This window comes from Tissierella simiarum (assembly GCF_018917865.1).
Taxonomy (GTDB): domain Bacteria; phylum Bacillota; class Clostridia; order Tissierellales; family Tissierellaceae; genus Tissierella_C; species Tissierella_C simiarum.
The window spans coordinates 42,982-65,875 of record NZ_JAHLPM010000009.1 but is presented as its reverse complement, the minus strand read 5'-3'; the positions used below and the strand labels follow the sequence as shown (position 1 = coordinate 65,875).

The following is a 22,894-nucleotide window of genomic DNA, read 5'->3' as shown; positions in this document are numbered from 1 at the left end:
TAAAGTTAGTTTATTTAGATGCTTATAAGGGTATTTATATTTGTAGTATAACATAAAATTTTAGGAAGGAGTGGTTTAATGGAAACAAAAAAAACCCCATTATACAATGAGCATGTTAGCCTTGGGGGGAAAGTAGTTGATTATGCAGGGTGGTTCCTTCCAGTACAATACGAGGGTTTAGTTGCAGAACATGAAGCAGTTAGAAACGCTGTAGGTTTATTTGATGTATCACATATGGGTGAAATCACAATTAAAGGAAAAGACGCTTTAGCATTTGTAGATTATCTTATGACAAATGATATATCCAAAGTTGTAGATAATCAGATAGTCTATACCTTTATGTGTGCACCTGATGGTGGAGTAGTAGATGATTTACTAGTATACAGATTTCACCATGATGACTTTTACCTAGTAGTAAATGCTTCAAATACTGAAAAAGATTATAAGTGGATTCTGGAACAGAAAGGCAGCTTTGACGTAGAAATTGAAAATATTTCTGATACCGTTGGAGAAGTCGCAATACAAGGACCACTTGCACAAAAAGTATTACAGAAATTAACTAAGACAGATTTAAATGAAATTACTTTCTTTACATTAAATAGAAGTGTAGACATAAATGGAGTAGAATGTATGGTATCCAGAACAGGTTATACTGGAGAAGACGGCTTTGAAATATATACTACAAATGATGGCATAGTAAAAGTTTGGAAAGATTTACTTGAAGCAGGAAAAGAAGAAGGAATTAAGCCTGCAGGTCTGGGATGTAGGGATACTCTTAGATTTGAAGCTTCATTACCATTATATGGCCATGAAATATCTCAGGAAATAACACCACTTGAAGGTGGATTCAAGTATTTTGTAAAACTTGATAAAGAATCAGATTTTATAGGTAAAGAAGAACTTAATAAACAATGGAAAGATGGACTTAAGAGAAAGTTAGCTGGATTTGAAATGATTGGAAGGGGAATCCCTAGAGAAGGATATGAAATCCAAAAAGATGGTATGAAAATTGGACACGTTACTACTGGATATATGTCACCAACTCTTAAGAAAAATATTGGTAATGCACTTATAGCGCCAGAATTTACAGAATTAGGTACAGAAGTTGATATAATGATAAGAAATAAGCCAGTTAAGGCTGTTATAATTAGTAAAAAATTTTTAAAAAAATAATAATTTAGGAGGGTTAAAAATGAAGGTAGCTAAAGATTTACTTTATACAAATGATCATGAGTGGGTTAAAGTTGAGGGAGAAGTGGCACTTATAGGTATCGCAGATTATGCACAACATCATTTAGGAGATATAGTGTATGTAGAACTTCCAGAAATCGATGATGAAATAGCTAAAGAAGATTCTTTTTCAGCAGTAGAATCAGTTAAAGCAGCTGCAGATATTTATATGCCAGTAAGTGGTAAAGTTATAGAGGTAAATGAAGAGTTAATTGACGATCCAGCACTTCTAAATGCCGATCCATATGAAAATTGGATGATTAAGATAGAAATAACTAGCAAAGAAGAACTAGAAGAATTAATGACAAGTGAGGAATACGAAAAGTTTTTAGCTGAGGAGGAATAAATTATGTTTCCATACATTCCAACTACTTATGAAGAAGAGCAGGAGATGTTAAAGTCCATAGGATTAAATTCTGCAGATGATCTTTTTAATGATATTCCAAAAGATATTCAGTTAAATAGAGAATTGAACCTGCCTAAAGCAAAAAGTGAACTTGAAGTTAAATCATATTTAACTTCATTAGCAAAAAAGAACTGTTCTTTAAGTGAATTGACTTGCTTCCTTGGAGCTGGAGCATATGATCACTATATCCCTTCAATAATTGACCATATTATTTCAAGATCTGAATTTTATACATCATATACTCCATATCAACCAGAGATTAGCCAAGGAACATTACAATATATATTTGAATTCCAGACACTTTTATGTAGATTAACTGGAATGGATGTTGCAAATGCTTCGTTATATGATGGCGGTACAGCTGTTGTTGAGGCTGCTTTAATGGCGGCTGCAATGGCTAAGAAAGATGAAATAATAGTTTCAAAGACAGTAAGACCAGAAACAAGACAAATTCTTGAGACTTATGCTCATATTCAAAACTTAAAAGTTATTGAAGTAGATATGAAAGATGGAGTTACTGATTTAGAAGCATTAGATAAGCTAATGAACAATAACACTGCAGCAGTTATAGTCCAAAGTCCAAACTTCTTTGGTATAATCGAAGATTTAAAAGCAACTTCCGAGATTGCTCATAAGGTTAAAAAAGCTTCTTTCATAGCTTCAGTTGATCCTATATCACTAGCTATTTTAAAAAGACCTGGAGACTTAGGTGTAGACGTAGTTGTAGGAGAGGCGCAAGGAATGGGTATACCGTTATCATTTGGTGGACCATATCTAGGATTTATGGCTGCTAAAAAAGGCTATATGAGGAAGTTACCTGGTAGAATAGTAGGAGAAACAGAGGATAAGGATGGAAAGAGATCCTATGTACTTACTCTTACAGCTAGGGAGCAGCATATTAGAAGAGAAAAAGCCACTTCCAATATTTGCTCAAATCAAGGACTAAACGCCCTTGCAGCAACTATTTATATGGTTACCATGGGTAAAGAAGGACTTAAAGAAGTTGCTATGCAAAGTACAAAGAAAGCTCATTATGCCTTTGAAGAACTTACTAAGTCTGGCAAATATAAACCTCTTTTCAATAAGCCATTCTTTAAAGAATTTGCCATTACTTCTGATATAGATGCTGAAAATATAAATATCAAGTTAAGAAAAGAAAATATTATAGGTGGATATCACCTAGGTAAAGATTATCCCCAATTTAAAAACTCTATCCTATATGCAGTAACAGAAAAGAGGACTAAAGATGAAATAGATAAATTAAGTAGTGTATTGGAGGGGATAAAATGAGAAAATATGATAAGCTAATATTCGAGGTATCTAAGCCAGGAAGAAAAGCTTATAATCTTCCAGCTTTAGATGTAGAAGATAAATGTATAAAGAGTTTTATTCCAGAAGAATTTTTAAGTGACACTGAACTTGATTTTCCAGAAGTATCTGAAGTTGATGTAATTAGACATTATACAAATCTATCACATAAAAACTATGGTGTAGATACTGGATTTTATCCATTAGGATCATGTACAATGAAATATAATCCAAAGATTAACGAGGATACAGCAAGAATGGATGGCTTTGCAAATATTCATCCATATCAAATGGAGGGCTGTATTCAGGGTTCACTACAATTAATGTATGAGCTAGACAAGGCACTTGCTGAAATAGCAGGCATGGATAAAATGAGTTTACAACCAGCAGCTGGAGCTCATGGTGAATTAACTGGTATTATGGTTATAAAAGCATACCATGAAAAAAATGGAGATTCAAAGAGAACTAAGATTATAGTTCCAGATTCAGCTCATGGAACAAACCCAGCTACAGCAGCAATGGCAGGATATGATATAGTAGAAGTCAAATCAACTAAAAATGGTCTAGTAGACCTAGAATCATTAAAAGCTGTAGTTGGAGATGATACAGCAGGATTGATGCTTACAAATCCAAATACTTTAGGATTGTTTGAAAAAGATATTAAAGAGATAGCTAAGATTGTTCATGATGCAGGTGGTCAATTATATTATGATGGAGCCAATGCAAACGCTATCCTTGGTCATGCAAGACCTGGAGATATGGGTTTTGACGTAGTTCACTTTAATATTCATAAGACTTTCTCTACACCCCATGGTGGTGGAGGACCTGGATCAGGGCCTATTGGAGTAAAGAAACATCTTATGGAATTTCTACCAGTTCCATTAGTAAACAAAGATGAAGATAGATATTATCTAGATTACGATGTACCAAACACTATAGGTAAAGTTAAAGATTTCTATGGACATTTTGGTATATTGGTTAGAGCTTATACCTATATCCTTACAATGGGTAGTGATGGACTAAAGAAAGCTAGTGAGATGGCTGTTTTAAATGCCAATTATATGGCTAATAAATTAAAAGAATATTATTATTTACCAATAGATACTCTATTTAAACATGAGTTTGTATTAGGTGGATTAAAAGACACTTTATCTGAAGTAACTACACTAGATATAGCCAAGAGATTACTTGACCATGGCTATCATCCACCAACAGTTTATTTCCCATTGATAATCAACCAAGCAATAATGATTGAGCCAACAGAGACTGAAAGTAAAGAAACTCTTGATGAATTTATTGATGCTATGATTAAAATTTCTAAAGAATCTAGCGAAAATCCACAAGTAGTAAAAGATGCACCTCATAACACAATAGTAAGAAGACCTGATGAAACAAAAGCAGCAAGAAATCCTGTACTTAAATACGAAGGGTAGGTGTAACCATTTGTCTAAAAATATAGCGGTTATAGGAGCTGGACCAGGAGGATATGTAGCGGCTATAAGAGGAGCTCAATTAGGTGCCAATATATTTCTAATAGAGAATAGAGAAGTAGGGGGAACATGCCTCAATCGAGGCTGTATCCCTACTAAAACTTATTTTAGAAATGCAGAAATCATGTCTACTTTAAGAAGGTCAGAGGAATTTGGTATTCAAGTAGATGGATTTAAAATGAGCGGAAGGGCATTGCAAGAAAGGAAAAATGAAGTAGTAAGCACCCTTGTTAGTGGTATTGAAAAACTTATATCTTCTTATAAAAATATTGAATTTATTTCTGGAACAGCTACTTTAAAAGATAAAAATACGGTTTCTATTGAATTAAAAGATGGTGGAAGTAAAGAAATCACCGTAGATAATATAGTTATTGCTACAGGGTCTAAACCGATGATGACAGAAACTAAAGGAGTAGACTTAGAAGGAGTTATAACTAGTGATGATTTACTTGAAATGGAAGAAATCCCTGAAACTTTAATTGTAGTAGGGGGAGGAGTAATTGGGCTAGAGTTTGCTAGTATTTATCAGGAATTAGGTTCACAGGTAATACTACTAGCATCAAGAATATTAAAGGATGCAGATAAAGAAATCTCAAGACGGCTTACTCCAATGCTTAAAAAACAAGGTATAGAAACCTATGTAGATATTAGAGCTAAGGAAATAATTAAAGAGGGGAAAAAATTAAGAGTCGTAGCAAGATATAAGGAAAAAGATGAAGAAATAGAAGTAGTAGGAGATAAAGTACTTATTGCTTCAGGTAGAGGTCCTGTAGTTGAGGGCATTAACCTAGAAGGAATTGGGGTAGACCATGATCATAAAGGAATCAAAGTAAATGATGATTTTGAAACTAGTATAGAAGGAATATATGCAATTGGAGATGTTAATAGTAAAGGTATTCAGCTTGCCCACGTAGCTTCAAGTCAAGGAGTATACGTGATGGAAAAGATAATGGGTCTTACTCCAGATATTAACCTAGATGTTTGGCCAAACTGTGTATTTACTATGACAGAAGTCGCTCATGTAGGTTTAACAGAAGAGCAGCTTAAAGAAAAAGGAGTAAATTACAAATCCAGCAAGTTTATGTTTGGAGCTAATGGGAAAGCTTTGTCTTTAGGAGAAGGAGAAGGTATTATAAAAGTCTTGTCTAGTAAAGAAGATAATAAAGTCTTAGGAGTACATATACTCGGACCTCACGCTAATGATTTAATTCATGAGGGAGCGTTAGCTATATCTAACGATTTAGATATTCAAAGTATAATAAGGACAATACATGCTCATCCAACTCTTAGTGAAGCTTTTTATGAGGCGGTATTAGGATTAGAAGACCAAGCAATTCATATAGCACCACCGAGAAAAAGAAGATAAAAATATGTAAGATAGATTTAAAATAGCAGGATGAAGAAATTCCATCCTGCTATAATGTTTTTATTGTTGAATTCTATAAAAATATATATAAATATGAAAAATAAGATGCTATAATTTTTTATAACATGTATTCCAGAAAAATTAAGAAAACAATTTAGTTCATATTAGAAAGAATTAGAAACATTCTTTCATGCAAATTTTCATTTAACAAGAAAAATCATATAATGAATTCATAAAGGAGGAACTATTAAATTTGAAGGCTAATAAACGAAATAGAATAATCTATGCTGTTGCAGTTGTTATTGTAATATTGCTAGGACTAGGTTCTAGGTATTATTCAAACATCATGCCTAAATGGATAGGAGATTATGCTGGAGACACCCTATGGGCTTTAATGGTTTTTTTAGGTATAGGATTTTTATTTAAAACATGGTCAACATCAAGGATAGGAATAATTGCATTGTTATTCTCTTTTTTAATAGAAATAAGTCAGTTATATCATTCACCTTGGATTGATCAAATAAGAAGAACAACTTTAGGATCCTTAGTATTAGGCCATGGATTCTTGTGGACTGATTTAATATGTTATATTATTGGAATTATAATTGGTATTTTTATTGATAAGTTAATTATTAATAGAGCACAAAAAATAAGGTAATTAATTATAAAATTATTTTAAAACTATTGACCATATTTAGAAATTTGCATATAATAAAATAAAAGTACATAATTATATAAGGAGAAACCTTGCCGTTTGAGAACGGCTACTCTTAACAATATTCATGTTAAGAGATTTTTTACAAATATTTTTAGTTGCAAATGATATGCATTTGCATATGTTGTTTGAATAATTATTATATAGTTAAGAATGAGGAGGTCTTTTTATGAGAAAAGTAAGAAATTTTATCACAGGATTGGTGATTTCAGTAATGCTTATATTAGTTTCTGGATGTAATATTATTGGTAATAAGAAATCTATTGATAATGAAAAGCTGAAGGTTATTACTACTTTATTTCCTCAATATGACTTTGTTAGAGAAGTCGCCAAGGATAGGGTAGATGTAAGTTTATTACTGCCACCTGGAGTGGAATCCCATGCTTATGAGCCTACTCCACAAGATATGACAAATATAAAGAAAGCAGACATATTTGTTTATACAGGTCAATATATGGAGCCTTGGGCAGAAAAAATTGTAGAAATATCTAAAGATGGAAAGTTAGTTATTGTCGATACAAGCAAAGGTATAGAACTTATAGATGAAGAAGACCATGACCATGAAGAAGAACATGGTCACGAAGAAGAACACGATCATGAGCATGGTGGGAAGGATCCTCACATATGGTTAGATCCTGTATGTGCACAGAAAATGGTAGATAACATAGTAGAAGGTCTTATAAAAGTAGATAAGGAAAATGAGGAGTTTTATAAGGAAAATGGAGAAGAATATAAGAAAAAATTACAGCAACTTGATGAAAAGTTCATGGAAACTTTTAGAAAGACAAAATATAATAAGATTATGTATGGAGGACATTTTGCTTTTGGATACTTTGCGAAACGTTATGGTTTAGAACATATTTCTCCTTATAATGGTTTTACACCTAATGCAGAGCCAACTCCTAAAAGAATTGCAGAATTAATTAAAAATATAGAATCATCAGGAATTAAGGTAATTTATTATGAAGAATTAATTAATCCAAAGGTTGCAAAGATAATATCAGACCAAACAGGTGCTGAAATGTTGTTATTACATGGAGCTCATAATTTATCTAAAAATGAATTAGAATCTGGCATATCTTATATTGAAATTATGGAACAAAATTTAGAAAGGTTAAAGCAGGGGTTAGGATATTATGAATAATATTTTAAGTATAAAGGATCTAACTTTGAAATATGGAAAAAATGAGGTCTTGACTAATGTTAGTTTTCAAGTGCAACAAGGAGACTATATAGGTATTGTCGGGCCCAATGGTTCAGGAAAAACTACATTTATTAATGCTATATTAGGTCTTAAAACTCCTTTTAAAGGTGAAATTGAGTTTAATAAAGATATTGTAAAACAGAGTTCTATAGGATATCTTCCTCAAAGATCTATTAGAAATGATAAATTATTTCCAGCAAAAGTAAGAGAAGTTGTAGCCACAGGGCTACTCGCTGAGAAAAAGGAGCCAAAGTTTTATGTACAAGAAGATTATAATAAGGTAGACAAAATTCTTGAGAAGCTGAGAATAGAAGAACTAAAAAATAAAAAAATTGGAGACCTATCTGGAGGACAGCAGCAAAGAGTGTTATTAGCTCGTGCTATGGTAGCTTCTCCTAAAATTTTAATTCTCGATGAGCCTACTAATGCTTTAGATTCTAAAACCAGAGAGGAACTTTATGATATTCTGAAAATATTAAATATAGAAGATAAAGTTACAATTATGATTGTATCTCATGACCTAAAAACCATAGGGAAGTATATAAATAAAATATTATACTTAGAAGGTAAAGTAATTTTTTATGGAAGCTATGAAGAATTTATTTATTCTAAGGACATGAATAAATATTTAGATTTTTTTATAAGAGATAGATTTAATGGAGGTATATAATTGAAAAATATTATTCTTTTAACTATAGAAGCTTTACAATATGATTTTATATTGAAAGCACTTTTAGTAGGAGTACTGATTGCTATCTGTTGTTCTTTTTTAGGGATTTTTCTTGTATTAAGAAAATATTCTATGATAGGAGATGGATTGGCTCATGTAAGTTTTGCAACAATTGCTATTGCTTTGCTTTTAGATAAATCTCCATTGCTAGTATCTATACCTTTAGTTATACTTTCATCATTTATAATATTGAAACTTACTGAAAAAGGAGGTTTACATGGTGATGCGGCAATAGGTCTTATTTCATCTTCTGCCGTAGCAGTAGGAGTTTTGATTTCTAGTATATCTAAAGGATTCAATATTGATTTATTCAGCTATCTTTTTGGAAGTATATTGGTAATCAGTAATTTAGATGTAATATTTTCTGTAATATTATCTATAGTGGTCATTCTTACTATTTTGTTTTTTTACAACAGCTTATTTGCTATAACTTATGATGAAGAGTTTGCAAAAGTAATAGGATTAAATGTTAAACATATGAACTATTTAATATCAGTACTTACATCTATTACTATTGTTCTTGGAATTCGAGTAGTAGGAACTATGTTAATTTCAAGCATGATTATTTTTCCAACTATAACAGCATTGCAAATATCTAAAAGCTTTAAAAATACGATATTGATATCTCTAGTAGTATCCGTATTATCTGTAGTATTAGGTGTTTTTCTTTCATTTATATTCAATTTTCCTACAGGAGCTACAATAGTGATTTTAAATGCTATTTGTTTTATAATATGCTTATGTATGAAGAAAATAAAATCATATTAATTAAATTCATTTTCTAAATAAAAGATAGTAATTATATTATTTAAGGAGTGATGAATTAAATGAAAGAAACAGATAATAGAGAGATTTTTAATAGGTATGGAATAAAAAATACAAGACAAAGAAATATAATATTTAATATATTGAAAAAGGCTGATTCACCTTTAACAGCAGAACAAATTTTTTTAGGATGTAAAAAATTAGATGATTCTATGAGCTTTTCAACAGTATATAGAATACTTAATACTTTTATCTTGAAAGATATGGTGGTAAAAACAAGTATTACTGAGGACAATAAAAGTATGTTTGAATTGAATTACGAAGAGCATAAACATTACTTGGTATGTGTCTCTTGTAGCAAAATGATAACAATAGGACACTGTCCTATCGAAGACTATGAAAATTCACTTCAGAAAACTACTAATTTTGATATTACAGGGCATAAACTTGAGGTGTATGGTTATTGTCCCCAATGTAAAAATAAAAAATAGGGGGATATTATTTATGAAAACTAAGATTGATATTATTTCTGGTTTTTTAGGGGCAGGTAAGACTACATTAATTAAAAAACTGCTTGAGGAGAATTTTTATGATGACAAGATAGTAATTATAGAGAATGAATTTGGTGAAATAGGAATAGATGGTACTTTAATTAAAAAGTCCGGATTAGAAATTAAAGAAATAAATTCAGGATGTATATGTTGTACACTAATGGGAGATTTTGAAAAGTCTATTAAAGAAGTATTGGAGAAGTTTGTACCCAATAGAATTATAATTGAACCTTCTGGAGTAGGTAAATTGTCTGAGATTATTAAAGCTTGTAAAACAGATAATTTAAAAGAGATTACTCTGGTTAATATGATTATAACTGTAGTAGATGTAGAAAGATTTGATTTATATATTTCAAATTTTGGTCAATTTTTTGAAGATCAAATAAAAAATGCTAAGACAATTTTACTTAGTAGAACACAAAGATCCAATCAAGAAAACATTGAACTAGTGGTTAAGTCAATACAAAAATTAAATAATAAAGCTAATATAGTTACAACTCCATGGGAAAACATTAGTGGAGAGAAGATTGTGACTTTGGCAGAAGGAATTTCTGTTAAAAATCAATTAGTTTCATTAAGCGATATAAAAGGCGTATCTCATATACACAGGAAAGATTATAAAACTAATAAACATAATGCAACAGATGCTTTCCAATCCTGGAGTATTGAAACGCCTAAAGTTTTTATAGAAAGTGAATTAAAGAATATTTTAGAACGATTAAAAAACGATGAAGAGTTTGGTACTATATTGCGAGGTAAAGGAATTATACAAACAGAAAATAGTCAGTGGAGACAATTTGATTATATTCCAGAAGAAATTCAGATTAAAGAAACATTTCCTGATTATACAGGAAGACTTTGTATAATAGGCACAAATCTTAACAGAGAAAATTTATGCAACCTATTTAATCTTATGATCTAAGAGGATATGATTATGAAAACACAGATAGATATATTTACTGGTTTCTTAGGTTCAGGAAAGACATCAATGATTAATGAAATGCTAGAGGAGTATATAGTTTATGAAGAGAAAATAGTAATTATTCAATGTGAAACTGGTGAAGAAGAAATAAAAGATGATTTTATAAATAATAGGAATATTATTGTATATAAATTACCCAAGGAAAAACCTTTAGATAATTTATATATAAAAGAAATAGCTGAAAAATATTCACCTCATAGAATTATAATTGAGCAAAATGGAATGGATTCCCTTGATAAATTGTTAAATAAATTGAATCATAAAGGAATGAGAAAATATTTTGTTACTAATACAATAGTTAATGTTATTGATTGTAGGAAATTTCATATGCTAATGGGAATTGTAGGAGATAACCTTATGACTCAAATTGTATATAGTGACATAGTTATTTTAAATTATGGAGATAAGGTCACAGCTGAAGAGTTAAAAAAGATAAAAAGAAAAGTAAAGATCATAAATAAATCAGGTTCAATAATAGATTTCGAAAGTATTGGAAGCTTTAAAGAGTATATTGATGAGGATAGAAAAGAAAAATGGATTAAAAAATCTTCGGATAAATTGTCTTTGTTGATGTTAACGTGTATTGCTATCTATCTTTTTTTAAATATTTTTAAAGCTATTGACCTAGTTAACCTAAATGTAGATTTTTCTAAATTTCATATTTTGAATACAATATTTATTGGTATATTAATAGAATCATTTCCATTTCTAATTATTGGAGTGCTTATATCATCACTTATACAGATATTCGTAACCAGAGATATGATAGTTAAATATTTTCCCAAAAATAAAGTATTATCATTTTTAATGGCTATTGTAGGAGGAGTATTTTTTCCAGTTTGTGACTGTGCTATAGTTCCTGTTGTATCACGACTAGTAAAAAAAGGAGTCCCATTGTATGCAGCCGTAACTTTTATGTTAGCCGCTCCTATAGTAAACCCTATAGTTATAGCTTCTACTTATTATGCTTTTCCAGGACAACCTTCAATAGTATTGTTTAGACTATTAATAGGAATTGTTGTTGCTGTAGTTTCAGGGCTTATTTTCTTAATCTTTCCTGAGAATGAGGGTATATCTATTAAAAATTTAGACAGCCAATATAACTGTAGCTGTATTTATTGTAATGGTTATAGAATAGATAAAGGAATAAAAGGAAAAATTTCTGTAATATTTAAACATGCTGGAGAAGAATTTTTTGATGTGGGAAAATTTTTAATAATAGGAGCATTATTAGCTAGTATTTTTCAAGTTATGATTCCTAAAAGTATACTGGAGAATGTCAGTAACTTAGAAGTAACTTCTATTCTAATTATGATGATAATTGCATTTCTATTTTCAGTATGCTCATCTTCCGATGCATTCATTGCTAGAAGTTTTTCTAATCAATTTTCTATGAATTCCATAATGGGATTTATGGTACTTGGACCTATGGTGGATATAAAGAATTTACTTATGCTGTCTGAAAGTTTTAATAAAAGGTTTATTGTGAAATTACTTTTTATTGTATTTAATATAGCTTTTTCTGCTATTTGCTTTTTTACTATATTATTCTTTTAAGGTGGTTATTTATGAGATCAAAAAAACGATATGGAATTAATATAGAAGTTATATTTAGATTAATATTCTTATTAGGGTTCACTACTTTTTTTTATGTTGTAATTAAAAATAGAACCGTACAATATTATGTTCATCCCAGAATTATACCTTATATGAAGTTTGGTATCTTTAGTTTTATACTAATGTCTTTATTTTTTATAGAAGAATTATTTAAGACGAGAAGAAAAAATACTAGACTTGTAAACTATATATTCTTTTTTATTCCATTATTTACTTCATTTATTTCACCGCCAAAATCAATAAACCCAGCTTCTATATCATTAAATAATATAAATAAAAATAATATAAGCAGTAATAGTTTTGTAAAGGATTCCAACATAGGTTCGGAGGAAAACGATGATATAATTAGTGATTTGCCTTCAGATAAATCTGTTTTCTATAATAATATTGCTAATGATAAAAAAGATCAACTTGTTTTACAGGGAAATGTTATTGTTATTGATGATGATAATTTTATACCTTGGCTTGATGAACTATATATGAATATGATTGAGTATGAAGGAGAAGAAATAGAGATGATAGGGTTTGTTTTAAAAGATAGTGAATTTAAGCAAAACGAATTTGTAATCGCTAGACTTATGATGGTATGTTGTGCTGCCGATACTCAAGCTGTAGGATTTTTATGTAATTATGATAAAGCTTCTGAATTAAAAGGAGATTCTTGGATAAAAGTAAAGGGATTTTTAAAAACTATAGAGCTTAATAAAGAAAAGATTCCTATTATTGAGATTAAAGATATTGAAAACATAGATAAACCAGAAAATGAATTTATATATCCATATTAAGAAAGTGAGAGAAATAAGCTATTAGTTCTAAATTAACATCGGATAACACACTTTACACTGATGCCTAGAGGGCTCTTTTCTCTTATTCTAAAAGCAAAGGATTAGAACGTTACTGTTTTAAATCAGATGGTAAAGAACGTGTCGGAGGGTTATATCATATTCAAAGTATCAATAAATATCACAATCGATTAAAAGGCTGGATACAACAACTTAATGGTGTAGCTACAAACTCAATAATTATTCAGTTTGGTTTCAATTCTTAGATATTGTTAAACATTGAAGTAATAATTCATTAATAAGTAAAATGATAGTAGAAAGTTGTTTATTTCCAATTAATAAAACTTATTACTCGCTAAGAATGTATTAATTAATCTTGAAAGTTAAAAAAAGAGGTGAAAATTTTGGTTCTACATTATCGAGAATATGGTGATAAAAGTGTTCCTCTAATATTGTTTTTACATGGTGGCGGAGTTAGTAGTTGGATGTGGGATAAACAAATTCAATATTTTACTCATTATCATTGCATTGTTCCAGACTTACCTGAACATGGAGTAAACAATTATAGGGGTAATTTTTCTATAAAAGGTAGTGCAGAAGAATTAATTAAATTAATTGAAGAGATAGCAAATGGAAAGAAAGTAATCTTAATTGGGTTTTCTTTAGGAGCTCAAATAATTATTCAGATATTAAGTATGAAACCAGATTTAATTGATTTTGCGATAATAAATAGTGCTTTGGTCAGACCAATTTTATATGCTAAGAAATTGATTCAACCTTCTATTGGATTGACATTTCCACTAATTAAAAACAGATGGTTTTCCAAACTGCAAGCAAAAACATTATATATAAGTGAAGACTACTTTGAAAAATATTATGAAGAAAGTTGTCAAATGAAACATGATACTCTTGTTAGAGTCTTAGAAGAAAACATGTCATTTAGAATACCTAAAGATTTTAGAAAAGCAAATGGAAAGATATTAGTTACTGTCGGTGAAAGAGAAAAATCTGTTATGAAAAAATCTGCAAAAGATATTGTAGAAGCTAACTCAAATTGTATAGGTGTGATTATACCTAAAATTGGACATGGAGTTCCTTTAGCAACGCCTGAATTCTTTAATCACATGGTAGAAACATGGATACATGAAGGGAATTTACCAAAAGAATGCAAAGAGATAAATTAATATTTGTTATTTCTAATGTAAGTTTTAATTAAATGAAAAACGAAAGGTCTGTATAATGATATGCTCTCCTTAGATTAGACAGGAAAAATAAAAGTCTGTTTATGAAAGGGGAGCTATCTTTATATCTAAAAGAAGCAATCACACATCAGAAAAAAATTAAGATATTATTTTTATTACCATTTTTTATAAGATTCTGGTATAATTATATTGATAATGATTATCAATAGGGCGTGATTATATGGATAAAGAAAATAATGCAATAGATTTATTCTTTCAACAAATGGAAGAGGAATGTTTAAATAAAATATCTGATGAATTGTTGGGAACTAAATATAATATAACTAAAAAAATGGGTATTGGTACTATTTCAAGAATGATAATAGAAAAAGGACTAGAAGTTGCATATTGGAATAGTTCGTCCACTATGAAGTTAGTATACAAAAATCAAATACATGATAATAACACAATAGAAGTCTTATACTGTTATAATGGAGATGTAGAAATTAGCTCTTTTCCTAATGACAAGAGGTATAAAATTAAAAAAGGAGATATATCTTTTTATAAAATGGAAAATAGTATTGAATATTTTAGTTTCTATTATAAAGAATTTGCTGCTATTTCAATACATGTTGATTTAAATGTGGTAAAAAATTCAATAAATCCTTTATTGAGAGAAAGGGTTATAGGTGAATGGAAGAAACATCTAGATAATATTTTTGTTAATGATATTCTAATCATAGAAAAGGCTCCTTTAAATATAAAATCCATAGCAGAAGATATAAGGGAGCTGCCGTTAAATACCATAGTAGATTATATGAGGTTTAAATCTAAAATTACGGAATTCTTGCTGCTATCCCTTCAACATAAATCAGATAGAAACTATAAGATATCTAATTTTACTAAGGATGAAGTGAACACTATATATAAAATTAAAAACCTATTATTAGAAAATTCACAAAGTCCCCCATCAATACAGGAAATCTCCAAAAGGTTTAATATTAGTATTTATAAACTACAAAGAGGATTTAAGGAAATAACAGGAGACACTGTTTACGAGTATATTAGAAAAGCTAGGATAGAGAAAGCAAAGAATCTTCTAAGAAAAACAGATATGCCAATTATCTATATTGCCAATGAAGTAGGCTATGAGAACCCAAGTAAATTTTCCAATGCATTTAAAAGCTACACTCAAATGACTCCTTCAGAATATAGATATAGTCAACTAATTTAGATTAGAAACCTTTGTTTAAGATAGATAGAGATTATAAAATCTTTAAGTAGCTTTTATAAAATATGTAATCTACAGCCTAAAGTTAGTAAATATGCATGATATTGACTATATTGTTATTATGCTATATACTTAAATTGACAACTAAATATGTAGGTGAAGGTGTAGAGAGAACCATTTTCTACTTAAAAGGGAAATAGGTGAAAAGCCTATACGGTCCCGCCGCTGTAATGGGGAAGGATTTAAAATTAATGTCACTGAGTAAATTGGGAAGACCTTAAATCCTTATGAACCAAAGTCAGAAGACCTGCCTTTACTTATACACCAAAAAACTCTACGGTCGATAGGGGGGGTGTTGTAGCGGATTATTTGTTAATATATAGGCGAATTATATTATAATCCGTCTATTTTCCCGTGTCTCCCAAGACTTATGAGTTTGGGAGATTTTTTTATTATCAAAAAGTATAAAGGAGGAGTAAATTTGAAAGGAAAAATAAAAGAATTTGTATTTATAACTATTGGAATGATAATGGTGGCAGTAGGACTATATTTCTTCCTTATGCCAGAAAAATTAGCTATAGGTGGCGCCAATGGACTTGCAATTGTTATTAACCATTGGATTCCGTTTTTATCTATAGGAACTATTATGATAATTATTAATATAGTCTTGTTTATAATTGGTTTTTTAGTTGTTGGAACTAGTTTTGGAATTAAAACTATTTATGCAAGTATAGGAACTTCTGTAATAGTTTCTTTATTTGAAAAAATCCTATCTATTCAAAAGCCTTTAGTAGAAGATATTATACTGCAACTTGTTTTTGGGGTTTTCATATCAGCTATAGGTATGGGGATTGTATTTAATCAAAATGCATCTACAGGCGGAACGGATATAATAGCGAAAATAATGAACAAATTTTTTGGAATAGAGCTTGGAAAAGGAGTACTTTTCTCGGATTTTATTATAACGGTAATGGCTGGATTTGCATTTGGACCTGAACTAGGAATGTATTCCTTATTAGGAGTTATATTAAATGGTATAGTAATTGATTCAACTATGGAAGGAATAAATCTATGCAAAGAAGTAAATATAGTGAGTGAATATAGTAGTGATATTAAGGAGTATATAGTAAATAATTTGAAAAGAGGAGCGACTTTATATAATGCTAAAGGAGCTTATACTGGAGATAAAAAAGATGTGGTAGCAACTGTAATAGATAGAAGGGATTTTATTAAATTAAAAAGCTATATAAAAGCTATAGATAAAAATGCATTTATTACAGTAAGTAATGTTTATGAAGTATTAGGTGATGGATTTAAAAATATTGAAGAATAAAGGAGAACGTTTATGTCAAAATCAAATGCTAATAGGAAACTATGGGAAATAGATAAAAAAGAAATGATAGATAAATATGGAATTGTTGTTGAAGATTATTCAATGCTAGAATTGATGACTATGGTTAAAAAGATATCAAAAGTAGATTCCACAGTACTAATACTTGGTGAAACTGGAGTTGGGAAAGAAGTAGTAGCAAAATTTATTCATAAAAATAGTTCTAGAAATAAAAATAAATTTCGAGCAATAAATTGTGGTACTATTTCACAAAGTTTAATTGAATCGGAATTGTTTGGATATGAAAGTGGAGCTTTTACTGGTGCTAATAAAAATGGGAAGGAGGGATTGTTAGAGGCAGGTAATGGAGGAACGATTTTATTGGATGAAATAGGGGAATTACCATTAAATATACAGGTAAAGCTTTTAAGAGTTCTTCAAGAAAAATGTTTTGAAAGAGTAGGTGGAATAGATAGTATACAAGTAGACGTAAGAATTATTGCTATTGCAAATAGAAATTTAAGTGAACTTGTTAAAAAAGGACTTTTTAGAGAAGATCTTTATTATCGATTAAATGTAATTCCTATAATCGTCCCACCCTTAAGAGAGAGAAGGGAAGACATTATTCCATTGATAAATTATTTTTTACAAGTATTTAATAAAACGTATAATGAAAATAAAAAATTTTCTCAAGAAGCTTTAGAAGTTTTATATAATTATTCTTGGTATGGAAATGTAAGAGAAGTAAGAAACATTGTGGAACAACAGATGATAATAAATGATGAAGATATAATTCAAACAAGGAATCTTCCCCCACATATAAAAATGAGATTAAAACTTTAAATTCAGAAGACAAAGTAGCTCAAGTTATTTCTATTTAAATAAAATTTTTCATTAACAAAGTCTAGATATATATGATTTCATATATATCTTTTGTTTTTTGGATTACAAATAGTATTTTAGGAGTTGAAAGTGATAATCATTATCAATAATATAATTATAGGGGGATTAATATATGTGAAAAATCAAATTTTAAATTTTTATTGGAGGTTTCAGGGAAAGAAAAATATAAATTGTATTTATCTGCCATATCTAGTGTAATAGGTTCTATACTTGCTATTGTTCCATTTGTTTTAACGTACATATGTAATATTCATAATAGAAATATTTTACAAGAGAATAAGTAAGGAGGAATTTTTTTGAGTGAAACTAATATAAATCAGAAAGAAAAACAAAAAGAATTCATTTTATCTAGTAATCTATGGAAGGTAATGTTTGATTTATCGTGGCCAGCAGTAATTGCCATGGTTCTATATGGATTAAACTCTGTTTTCGATGCCATATTTGTAGGACAATTTGTAGGTGAAACTGCCTTAGCAGGAGTATCAGTAGCATATCCTCTAACTCAATTTAGTTTAGGAATAGGTTCTTTAATTGGGGTTGGTGCTGGCTCTATGCTAAGTATCGCCTTAGGAAGAAAGGATAAAAGGACTCAAGAACGTTTATTAGGAAATGTTAATTATATTTCTTTTATTTCAACAGTAATTTATATGATATTAGGGTTGCTATTTTCAACTCAATTAATACAGATTATGGGAGGTAAAGGAGAGGCCTTAATATTTGGAGATCGCTATTTTAGGATTACAATTTTAGGTTCCTTTTTCTGGATATACGGATTAGCTGGAAATATGATTGTACGAGCTGAAGGTAAAATGAAATCGGCAGCAGTGATGATGGGAGCAGGATTGATTGTCAACATAATTGCCAATTATATTCTAATGATAGTTTTTAAACTTGGTGTAGAAGGTGCTGCTTGGGGAACGAATATAGGGATGTTCGTATACTCACTTCTTAACTGGTTTTATTTTGGAAAGGGATATGCATCTTTTAAATCAAAGACATTTTCATTTTATCGAGATAAAGACATTATAAAATCAATTGTAGGATTGGGAATGTCTTCTCTAATTATGAATTTTATGAGTTTAGTACAAGCTGTTATTGTCTTTAATGCTCTATCTAAGTATGGCACAGTTGCAGATGTGGCTTTTTATGGTGCAGTATATCGTGTTTTCACATTTTTGCTTACTCCAATTTTTGGACTAATGCGTGCATTACAACCAGTAATAGGTATAAATTATGGAGCAAAACAAAACGAACGTGTTATAAGTGCTTTTAAAATATTTATATTGGCATCTACAGCGTTGACCTTACCATTCTGGATTGTGTCAATGATATCTCCTAACCTTATATTGGGATTGATACTCCCTGAGCAAATATTTACAGGGGTACAGCTAATGCACTTTAGAATTTTTATGGCAATACTACCTGTGATATCAACAGTTTTCATGTCTATGACCTTTTTTCCAGCAATTGATAAGGGAAAACCAGCGGTTATAATTGGAATTACAAGGCAAATAATTTTTTATATACCAGTAATGATGATTTTACCTAAATTAATAGGAGTCTCAGGTATTTATTATGGATCCTTTGCAATAGACTTAATTATTGTCTTGTTGACAGCAATTATGGTAAAGAAGGAATTTACTTTACTTCGAGCATATTAAATATTTATAAAAATTAATGATAATAAAGACAAAGATTTTGGTAAATTTGCCAGAGTCTTTGTCTTTATATACTTAAACCTCTATATTATATAAGGTAAGGTGGATATTATTGTATGTTATAATGAAATGGATTGCATAAAAGCTTTTTTTATACTCTAAGAAATATTTGTTATAATTGAATTAATAACAAAATTATTTAAGGAGGAATTGATATGGAAATTGATATTGAATTTATCTTAGAGAACATGAAAAAATATTTAGCTATACCTAGTCCAGGAGGATATACGAGGGAATCAGTATTAAAAGCAAAAGAGGATTTTGAAAAATGTGGTTTACATACAAAGATAACTAATAAAGGTGCATTAATTGCTACATTAGAAGGAAAGAACAAAGACGAAGAGGTAGTTATAACTGCTCATATAGACACTTTAGGTGGAATGGTGAAGGGGATAACAAATAATGGTAGACTAAGATATGCTAAAGTTGGTGGAGGAAGCTGGGGAGCTATTGAAGGAGAGAATTGCTACATAATAACAAGAAAAGGGAAGAAAATTCGTGGTTCTATAATTCCAAGTATGGCATCTACTCATATATATGGAGGGGAAGGAGGGAATGCTATAAGAAATGAAACAAATATGCTTGTTAGGATAGATGAAGTTATAAAAAATAAAGAGGATGTTATTAAACTAGGCATTAATGTAGGAGATTTTATAGCTTTAGATACAAGAACAGAAATAACGGAAAGTGGTTTTGTAAAAAGTAGATATTTAGATAATAAGTTAGCAGTAGCTATAGTATTAGAGATATGTAGATATTTTAAAGAAAATAATATTATACCAAAATATACAACTCATTTTTATATAAGTAATTATGAAGAAATGGGACATGGTGTATCTTATATGCCAGAAAAGGCAAAGGAAATCATAGCTATAGATGTAGGCATAGTAGGAGAAGGTCAAGAATCAAATGAGTTTAGTGTAAGTATTGCAGCTAAAGATAAGAGAAGTACTTATGATTTTGAATTTAGAAATAGACTTGTAAATATAGCAGAAGAAAATGGCATAGAATATGCGGTAGATGTATATAATTTTTATAGTTCTGATGCTACCCATGCAGTCATTCAAGGGAAGGATATAAATTTTGCTTCTTTAGGACCTGCTGTAGATGCTTCTCACCATTATGAGAGAACTCATATAAAATCTATAATAAATACAACTAAACTACTGATAAATTATTTAATTTAGTATCCATATAATTTATTTTATAGAGGAAGTGTTGAATGAGAGATAATAGATTTACCATAATTTTAAGCTTATTAGCTATAGTAATTTTTTTATCAATTGGTTTTGCTGTAAGAGGGTCAGATGAAGGAATTCTTTTTGATGTAAAGATAATAGAATATGTTCATAGTAAAACGACTTCTACTGGTGTTTCAATAATGAAAATAGTATCTTATTTTGGATCAGCCAAATTTTTTATACCTATAGGAGTTGTAATATTTTTATTTATGATAAAAGATAAAAATATTTATGGAATTAAATTATTAGTTTTATCTACATTAGGTAGCTACGCCTTTAATGAAGTTTTAAAAAGTATTTTTTTTAGAACAAGACCATTAGAATATTTTTTAATAGAACAGGGAGGATTTAGTTATCCTAGCGGTCATTCTATGGTATCTATGACTTTTTATACTACAATGGCCTATTTATTCTTGAAGAGAACAAAGGATAAAAGAATAAGAAAGATTATATGGGGATTGAATTTTATCATAATAGGTGTAATAGGTTTTAGTAGAATTTATCTAGGAGTTCATTGGCCTACAGACATATTGGCGGGATATATTATAGGATATTTATTTTATTGTATTAGTAAGAGTTTGGTCAGAAGTTCCTAAACTATGTATTGAATTCCAAAATTAGGAATGATTTAAAATTAGGAAATTTAACAGATTGAATCTAGTAAGCTTAAATTTTTTCGTAATTGTGGAAAGAGTTTAATTTGTTTTATGTAAATAAGAGATTTATATAACTGTCATATTAATTGCGTTTTAATTAAAAAAAGGAGGGATTCTATGTTTAAAGAAATGAGACGAATTGAAAAACAACTACCTATGGATAAAGTGGAAGAAATTTTAAATAAAGGTGAATATGGAATGCTATCAACAATGGGAGAAAATGGATATCCTTATGGAGTGCCTGTAAATTATGTTTATATGAAAGATTCCATATACATTCATGGAGCAGTAGAAGGACATAAAATTGACAATATAAATTTTAATCCTAAAACTTCATTTTGTGTTGTAAATTATAGTGAAGTAATACCAAACAAATTTAGTACTCATTATGAAAGTGTAATCGTTTTTGGTAGAGCAGAAGTTATAGAAGGAGAAGAAAAAGAGTTGGCATTAGAAGGTTTTATACATAAGTATTCAAAAGAATTTTTAGAGCCAGGGAAAAAATATATTAGTGGATCAAAGAATAGAACGAAGATCATAAAGATGAAAATTGAACATATGACAGGAAAAAAGGGAAGTTAATAAGTTTACTATGGTTATATTAAGGAAAGCCATATGAACGGAAAAAATAATAGTAGAATCATCTCTGTCATAGGGAAAATCATTAGAAGATAGGAGAAGGAAATGGAAACCAAGCTAATAGATATGTTGAACTCCTTGGAAGGTGAAATAGGATTTTATTATAAAGATTTAAAAACAGGAAAAGAAATTAAATATAAAGAAGATGAACCTTTAATAGCAGCTAGTATAATAAAGATTCCTATACTTATTGAGATTTTAAGACAAATAGAAGAAGGTAGACTTAAGAAGGACCAAAAGGTAAAAGTACAGAGAGAAGACAAAATGCCATCTTGTGGTGCACTAACTTATATGCATAATGGATTGGAAGTAACCATTGAGGATCTATATACCTTAATGATAATCCATAGCGATAATACAGCTACAAATATGCTAATTAAGATTAGTGGTATGGAAAACATAAATAATACCATGAAAAATTTAGGATTAAAAAAATCAAAATTAAATAGACTGTTATTTGATAGTGAAGAACAGAAAAAAGGAAAAGAAAACTATATTACTTCCTTTGAAATGGGAATTTTATTAGAAAAGATGAATAGCTATCGATTAATATCTGAAAATATAAGTAAGGAAATAGATAGAGTCTTAAAACTTCAACGATTAAACCATAAAATTCCTTATTTAATACCCAATAATATAGAAATAGGTCATAAAACAGGAGAAGATTCAGGTATTACCCATGATGTAGGAGTAGTATATTCAAAAAATCCTTTTATTTTCTGTTTTACTTCCAATAAAACCAATGTGATTCAAGCAGAAACTATATTAAGAGAAATGGCATTAATTTGCTATGAAAATTCCACTATTTAAAGTGGAATTTTTTTTAACCATTAATCTCTCTTATGCATA

22 protein-coding genes, 1 pseudogene and 1 riboswitch are annotated in these 22,894 nt (G+C 29.5%); all 23 genes and pseudogenes read left to right on the top strand.

Features of this window, described 5'->3' with window-relative positions:
- Positions 1–78: 78 nt before the first annotated feature.
- Positions 79–1,173, top strand: coding sequence for a glycine cleavage system aminomethyltransferase GcvT (gene gcvT / locus KQI42_RS11300; protein WP_216519836.1), 1,095 nt, complete (start codon positions 79–81; stop codon positions 1,171–1,173).
- 19 nt (positions 1,174–1,192) lie between these two features.
- Complete coding sequence (gene gcvH, locus KQI42_RS11295; RefSeq protein WP_216519834.1) at positions 1,193–1,576, top strand: glycine cleavage system protein GcvH; 384 nt, start codon at positions 1,193–1,195, stop codon at positions 1,574–1,576.
- A gap of 3 nt (positions 1,577–1,579) precedes the next feature.
- On the top strand, positions 1,580–2,926 hold the full coding sequence (gene gcvPA, locus KQI42_RS11290; RefSeq protein WP_246566427.1) for an aminomethyl-transferring glycine dehydrogenase subunit GcvPA: 1,347 nt from the start codon (positions 1,580–1,582) through the stop codon (positions 2,924–2,926).
- Positions 2,923–4,377, top strand: coding sequence for an aminomethyl-transferring glycine dehydrogenase subunit GcvPB (gcvPB, locus tag KQI42_RS11285; RefSeq protein WP_216519832.1), 1,455 nt, complete (start codon positions 2,923–2,925; stop codon positions 4,375–4,377). Before gcvPA ends, gcvPB begins: the two co-directional genes overlap by 4 nt.
- A gap of 10 nt (positions 4,378–4,387) precedes the next feature.
- On the top strand, positions 4,388–5,800 hold the full coding sequence (gene lpdA / locus KQI42_RS11280; protein ID WP_216519829.1) for a dihydrolipoyl dehydrogenase: 1,413 nt from the start codon (positions 4,388–4,390) through the stop codon (positions 5,798–5,800).
- 253 nt (positions 5,801–6,053) lie between these two features.
- On the top strand, positions 6,054–6,458 hold the full coding sequence (locus KQI42_RS11275; RefSeq protein WP_246566424.1) for a ribosomal maturation YjgA family protein: 405 nt from the start codon (positions 6,054–6,056) through the stop codon (positions 6,456–6,458).
- 226 nt (positions 6,459–6,684) lie between these two features.
- Entirely contained in the window at positions 6,685–7,659 is a 975-nt protein-coding gene (locus tag KQI42_RS11270) for a metal ABC transporter solute-binding protein, Zn/Mn family (RefSeq protein WP_216519827.1), read from the top strand.
- Complete coding sequence (locus KQI42_RS11265) at positions 7,652–8,389, top strand: metal ABC transporter ATP-binding protein (RefSeq protein ID WP_216519825.1); 738 nt, start codon at positions 7,652–7,654, stop codon at positions 8,387–8,389. The genes KQI42_RS11270 and KQI42_RS11265 overlap by 8 nt, the downstream gene beginning before the upstream one ends.
- On the top strand, positions 8,390–9,217 hold the full coding sequence (locus KQI42_RS11260; RefSeq protein ID WP_216519823.1) for a metal ABC transporter permease: 828 nt from the start codon (positions 8,390–8,392) through the stop codon (positions 9,215–9,217). It abuts the gene before it with no gap.
- Between the two features lie 59 nt (positions 9,218–9,276).
- The gene (locus KQI42_RS11255; RefSeq protein ID WP_216519821.1) at positions 9,277–9,705 is read left to right on the top strand and encodes a Fur family transcriptional regulator; all 429 of its coding nucleotides are present in this window, start codon (positions 9,277–9,279) and stop codon (positions 9,703–9,705) included.
- A 13-nt stretch (positions 9,706–9,718) separates the two neighbouring features.
- A complete protein-coding gene (locus KQI42_RS11250) occupies positions 9,719–10,687 on the top strand; it encodes a CobW family GTP-binding protein (RefSeq protein ID WP_216519819.1) in 969 nt (322 codons plus the stop codon).
- A 12-nt stretch (positions 10,688–10,699) separates the two neighbouring features.
- The gene (locus KQI42_RS11245) at positions 10,700–12,304 is read left to right on the top strand and encodes a permease (protein WP_216519817.1); all 1,605 of its coding nucleotides are present in this window, start codon (positions 10,700–10,702) and stop codon (positions 12,302–12,304) included.
- 11 nt (positions 12,305–12,315) lie between these two features.
- Positions 12,316–13,149 carry a TIGR03943 family putative permease subunit gene (locus KQI42_RS11240; protein WP_216519815.1) on the top strand — a complete coding sequence of 278 codons (834 nt, stop codon included), beginning with the start codon at positions 12,316–12,318 and terminating at the stop codon, positions 13,147–13,149.
- Positions 13,150–13,166: 17 nt separating this feature from the next.
- Positions 13,167–13,516, top strand: a pseudogene (locus tag KQI42_RS20965) (IS1595 family transposase); the annotation flags it as partial.
- A gap of 34 nt (positions 13,517–13,550) precedes the next feature.
- Positions 13,551–14,330, top strand: a complete 780-nt coding sequence (locus tag KQI42_RS11235) for an alpha/beta fold hydrolase (RefSeq protein ID WP_216519813.1) — start codon at positions 13,551–13,553, stop codon at positions 14,328–14,330.
- Positions 14,331–14,568: 238 nt separating this feature from the next.
- The gene (locus tag KQI42_RS11230; protein WP_216519810.1) at positions 14,569–15,561 is read left to right on the top strand and encodes a helix-turn-helix domain-containing protein; all 993 of its coding nucleotides are present in this window, start codon (positions 14,569–14,571) and stop codon (positions 15,559–15,561) included.
- A gap of 140 nt (positions 15,562–15,701) precedes the next feature.
- Positions 15,702–15,887, top strand: a riboswitch (cobalamin riboswitch).
- A gap of 152 nt (positions 15,888–16,039) precedes the next feature.
- The gene (locus KQI42_RS11225) at positions 16,040–16,891 is read left to right on the top strand and encodes a YitT family protein (protein WP_246566416.1); all 852 of its coding nucleotides are present in this window, start codon (positions 16,040–16,042) and stop codon (positions 16,889–16,891) included.
- Between the two features lie 12 nt (positions 16,892–16,903).
- Positions 16,904–17,731: a sigma-54 interaction domain-containing protein gene (locus tag KQI42_RS11220; protein WP_216519807.1), complete on the top strand. Its 828-nt coding sequence runs from the start codon at positions 16,904–16,906 to the stop codon at positions 17,729–17,731.
- A 356-nt stretch (positions 17,732–18,087) separates the two neighbouring features.
- On the top strand, positions 18,088–19,452 hold the full coding sequence (locus KQI42_RS11215) for an MATE family efflux transporter (RefSeq protein ID WP_216519805.1): 1,365 nt from the start codon (positions 18,088–18,090) through the stop codon (positions 19,450–19,452).
- Between the two features lie 212 nt (positions 19,453–19,664).
- Positions 19,665–20,696: a M42 family metallopeptidase gene (locus KQI42_RS11210; RefSeq protein WP_216519803.1), complete on the top strand. Its 1,032-nt coding sequence runs from the start codon at positions 19,665–19,667 to the stop codon at positions 20,694–20,696.
- A gap of 35 nt (positions 20,697–20,731) precedes the next feature.
- The gene (locus KQI42_RS11205; RefSeq protein ID WP_216519802.1) at positions 20,732–21,346 is read left to right on the top strand and encodes a phosphatase PAP2 family protein; all 615 of its coding nucleotides are present in this window, start codon (positions 20,732–20,734) and stop codon (positions 21,344–21,346) included.
- A 177-nt stretch (positions 21,347–21,523) separates the two neighbouring features.
- Complete coding sequence (locus KQI42_RS11200; protein ID WP_216519800.1) at positions 21,524–21,988, top strand: pyridoxamine 5'-phosphate oxidase family protein; 465 nt, start codon at positions 21,524–21,526, stop codon at positions 21,986–21,988.
- Between the two features lie 102 nt (positions 21,989–22,090).
- Complete coding sequence (locus KQI42_RS11195; RefSeq protein WP_216519798.1) at positions 22,091–22,855, top strand: serine hydrolase; 765 nt, start codon at positions 22,091–22,093, stop codon at positions 22,853–22,855.
- Positions 22,856–22,894: the final 39 nt, after the last annotated feature.

Excerpts from the sequence above, each read along its gene's own strand:
- gcvT (WP_216519836.1), top strand. The coding sequence starts at position 79 with ATGGAAACAAAAAAAACCCCATTATACAATGAGCATGTTAGCCTTGGG.
- gcvH (WP_216519834.1), top strand. The coding sequence starts at position 1,193 with ATGAAGGTAGCTAAAGATTTACTTTATACAAATGATCATGAGTGGGTT.
- gcvPA (WP_246566427.1), top strand. The coding sequence starts at position 1,580 with ATGTTTCCATACATTCCAACTACTTATGAAGAAGAGCAGGAGATGTTA.
- gcvPB (WP_216519832.1), top strand. The coding sequence starts at position 2,923 with ATGAGAAAATATGATAAGCTAATATTCGAGGTATCTAAGCCAGGAAGA.
- KQI42_RS11270 (WP_216519827.1), top strand. The coding sequence starts at position 6,685 with ATGAGAAAAGTAAGAAATTTTATCACAGGATTGGTGATTTCAGTAATG.
- KQI42_RS11265 (WP_216519825.1), top strand. The coding sequence starts at position 7,652 with ATGAATAATATTTTAAGTATAAAGGATCTAACTTTGAAATATGGAAAA.
- KQI42_RS11255 (WP_216519821.1), top strand. The coding sequence starts at position 9,277 with ATGAAAGAAACAGATAATAGAGAGATTTTTAATAGGTATGGAATAAAA.
- KQI42_RS11250 (WP_216519819.1), top strand. The coding sequence starts at position 9,719 with ATGAAAACTAAGATTGATATTATTTCTGGTTTTTTAGGGGCAGGTAAG.
- KQI42_RS11245 (WP_216519817.1), top strand. The coding sequence starts at position 10,700 with ATGAAAACACAGATAGATATATTTACTGGTTTCTTAGGTTCAGGAAAG.
- KQI42_RS11240 (WP_216519815.1), top strand. The coding sequence starts at position 12,316 with ATGAGATCAAAAAAACGATATGGAATTAATATAGAAGTTATATTTAGA.
- KQI42_RS11230 (WP_216519810.1), top strand. The coding sequence starts at position 14,569 with ATGGATAAAGAAAATAATGCAATAGATTTATTCTTTCAACAAATGGAA.
- KQI42_RS11220 (WP_216519807.1), top strand. The coding sequence starts at position 16,904 with ATGTCAAAATCAAATGCTAATAGGAAACTATGGGAAATAGATAAAAAA.
- KQI42_RS11210 (WP_216519803.1), top strand. The coding sequence starts at position 19,665 with ATGGAAATTGATATTGAATTTATCTTAGAGAACATGAAAAAATATTTA.
- KQI42_RS11205 (WP_216519802.1), top strand. The coding sequence starts at position 20,732 with ATGAGAGATAATAGATTTACCATAATTTTAAGCTTATTAGCTATAGTA.
- KQI42_RS11200 (WP_216519800.1), top strand. The coding sequence starts at position 21,524 with ATGTTTAAAGAAATGAGACGAATTGAAAAACAACTACCTATGGATAAA.
- KQI42_RS11195 (WP_216519798.1), top strand. The coding sequence starts at position 22,091 with ATGGAAACCAAGCTAATAGATATGTTGAACTCCTTGGAAGGTGAAATA.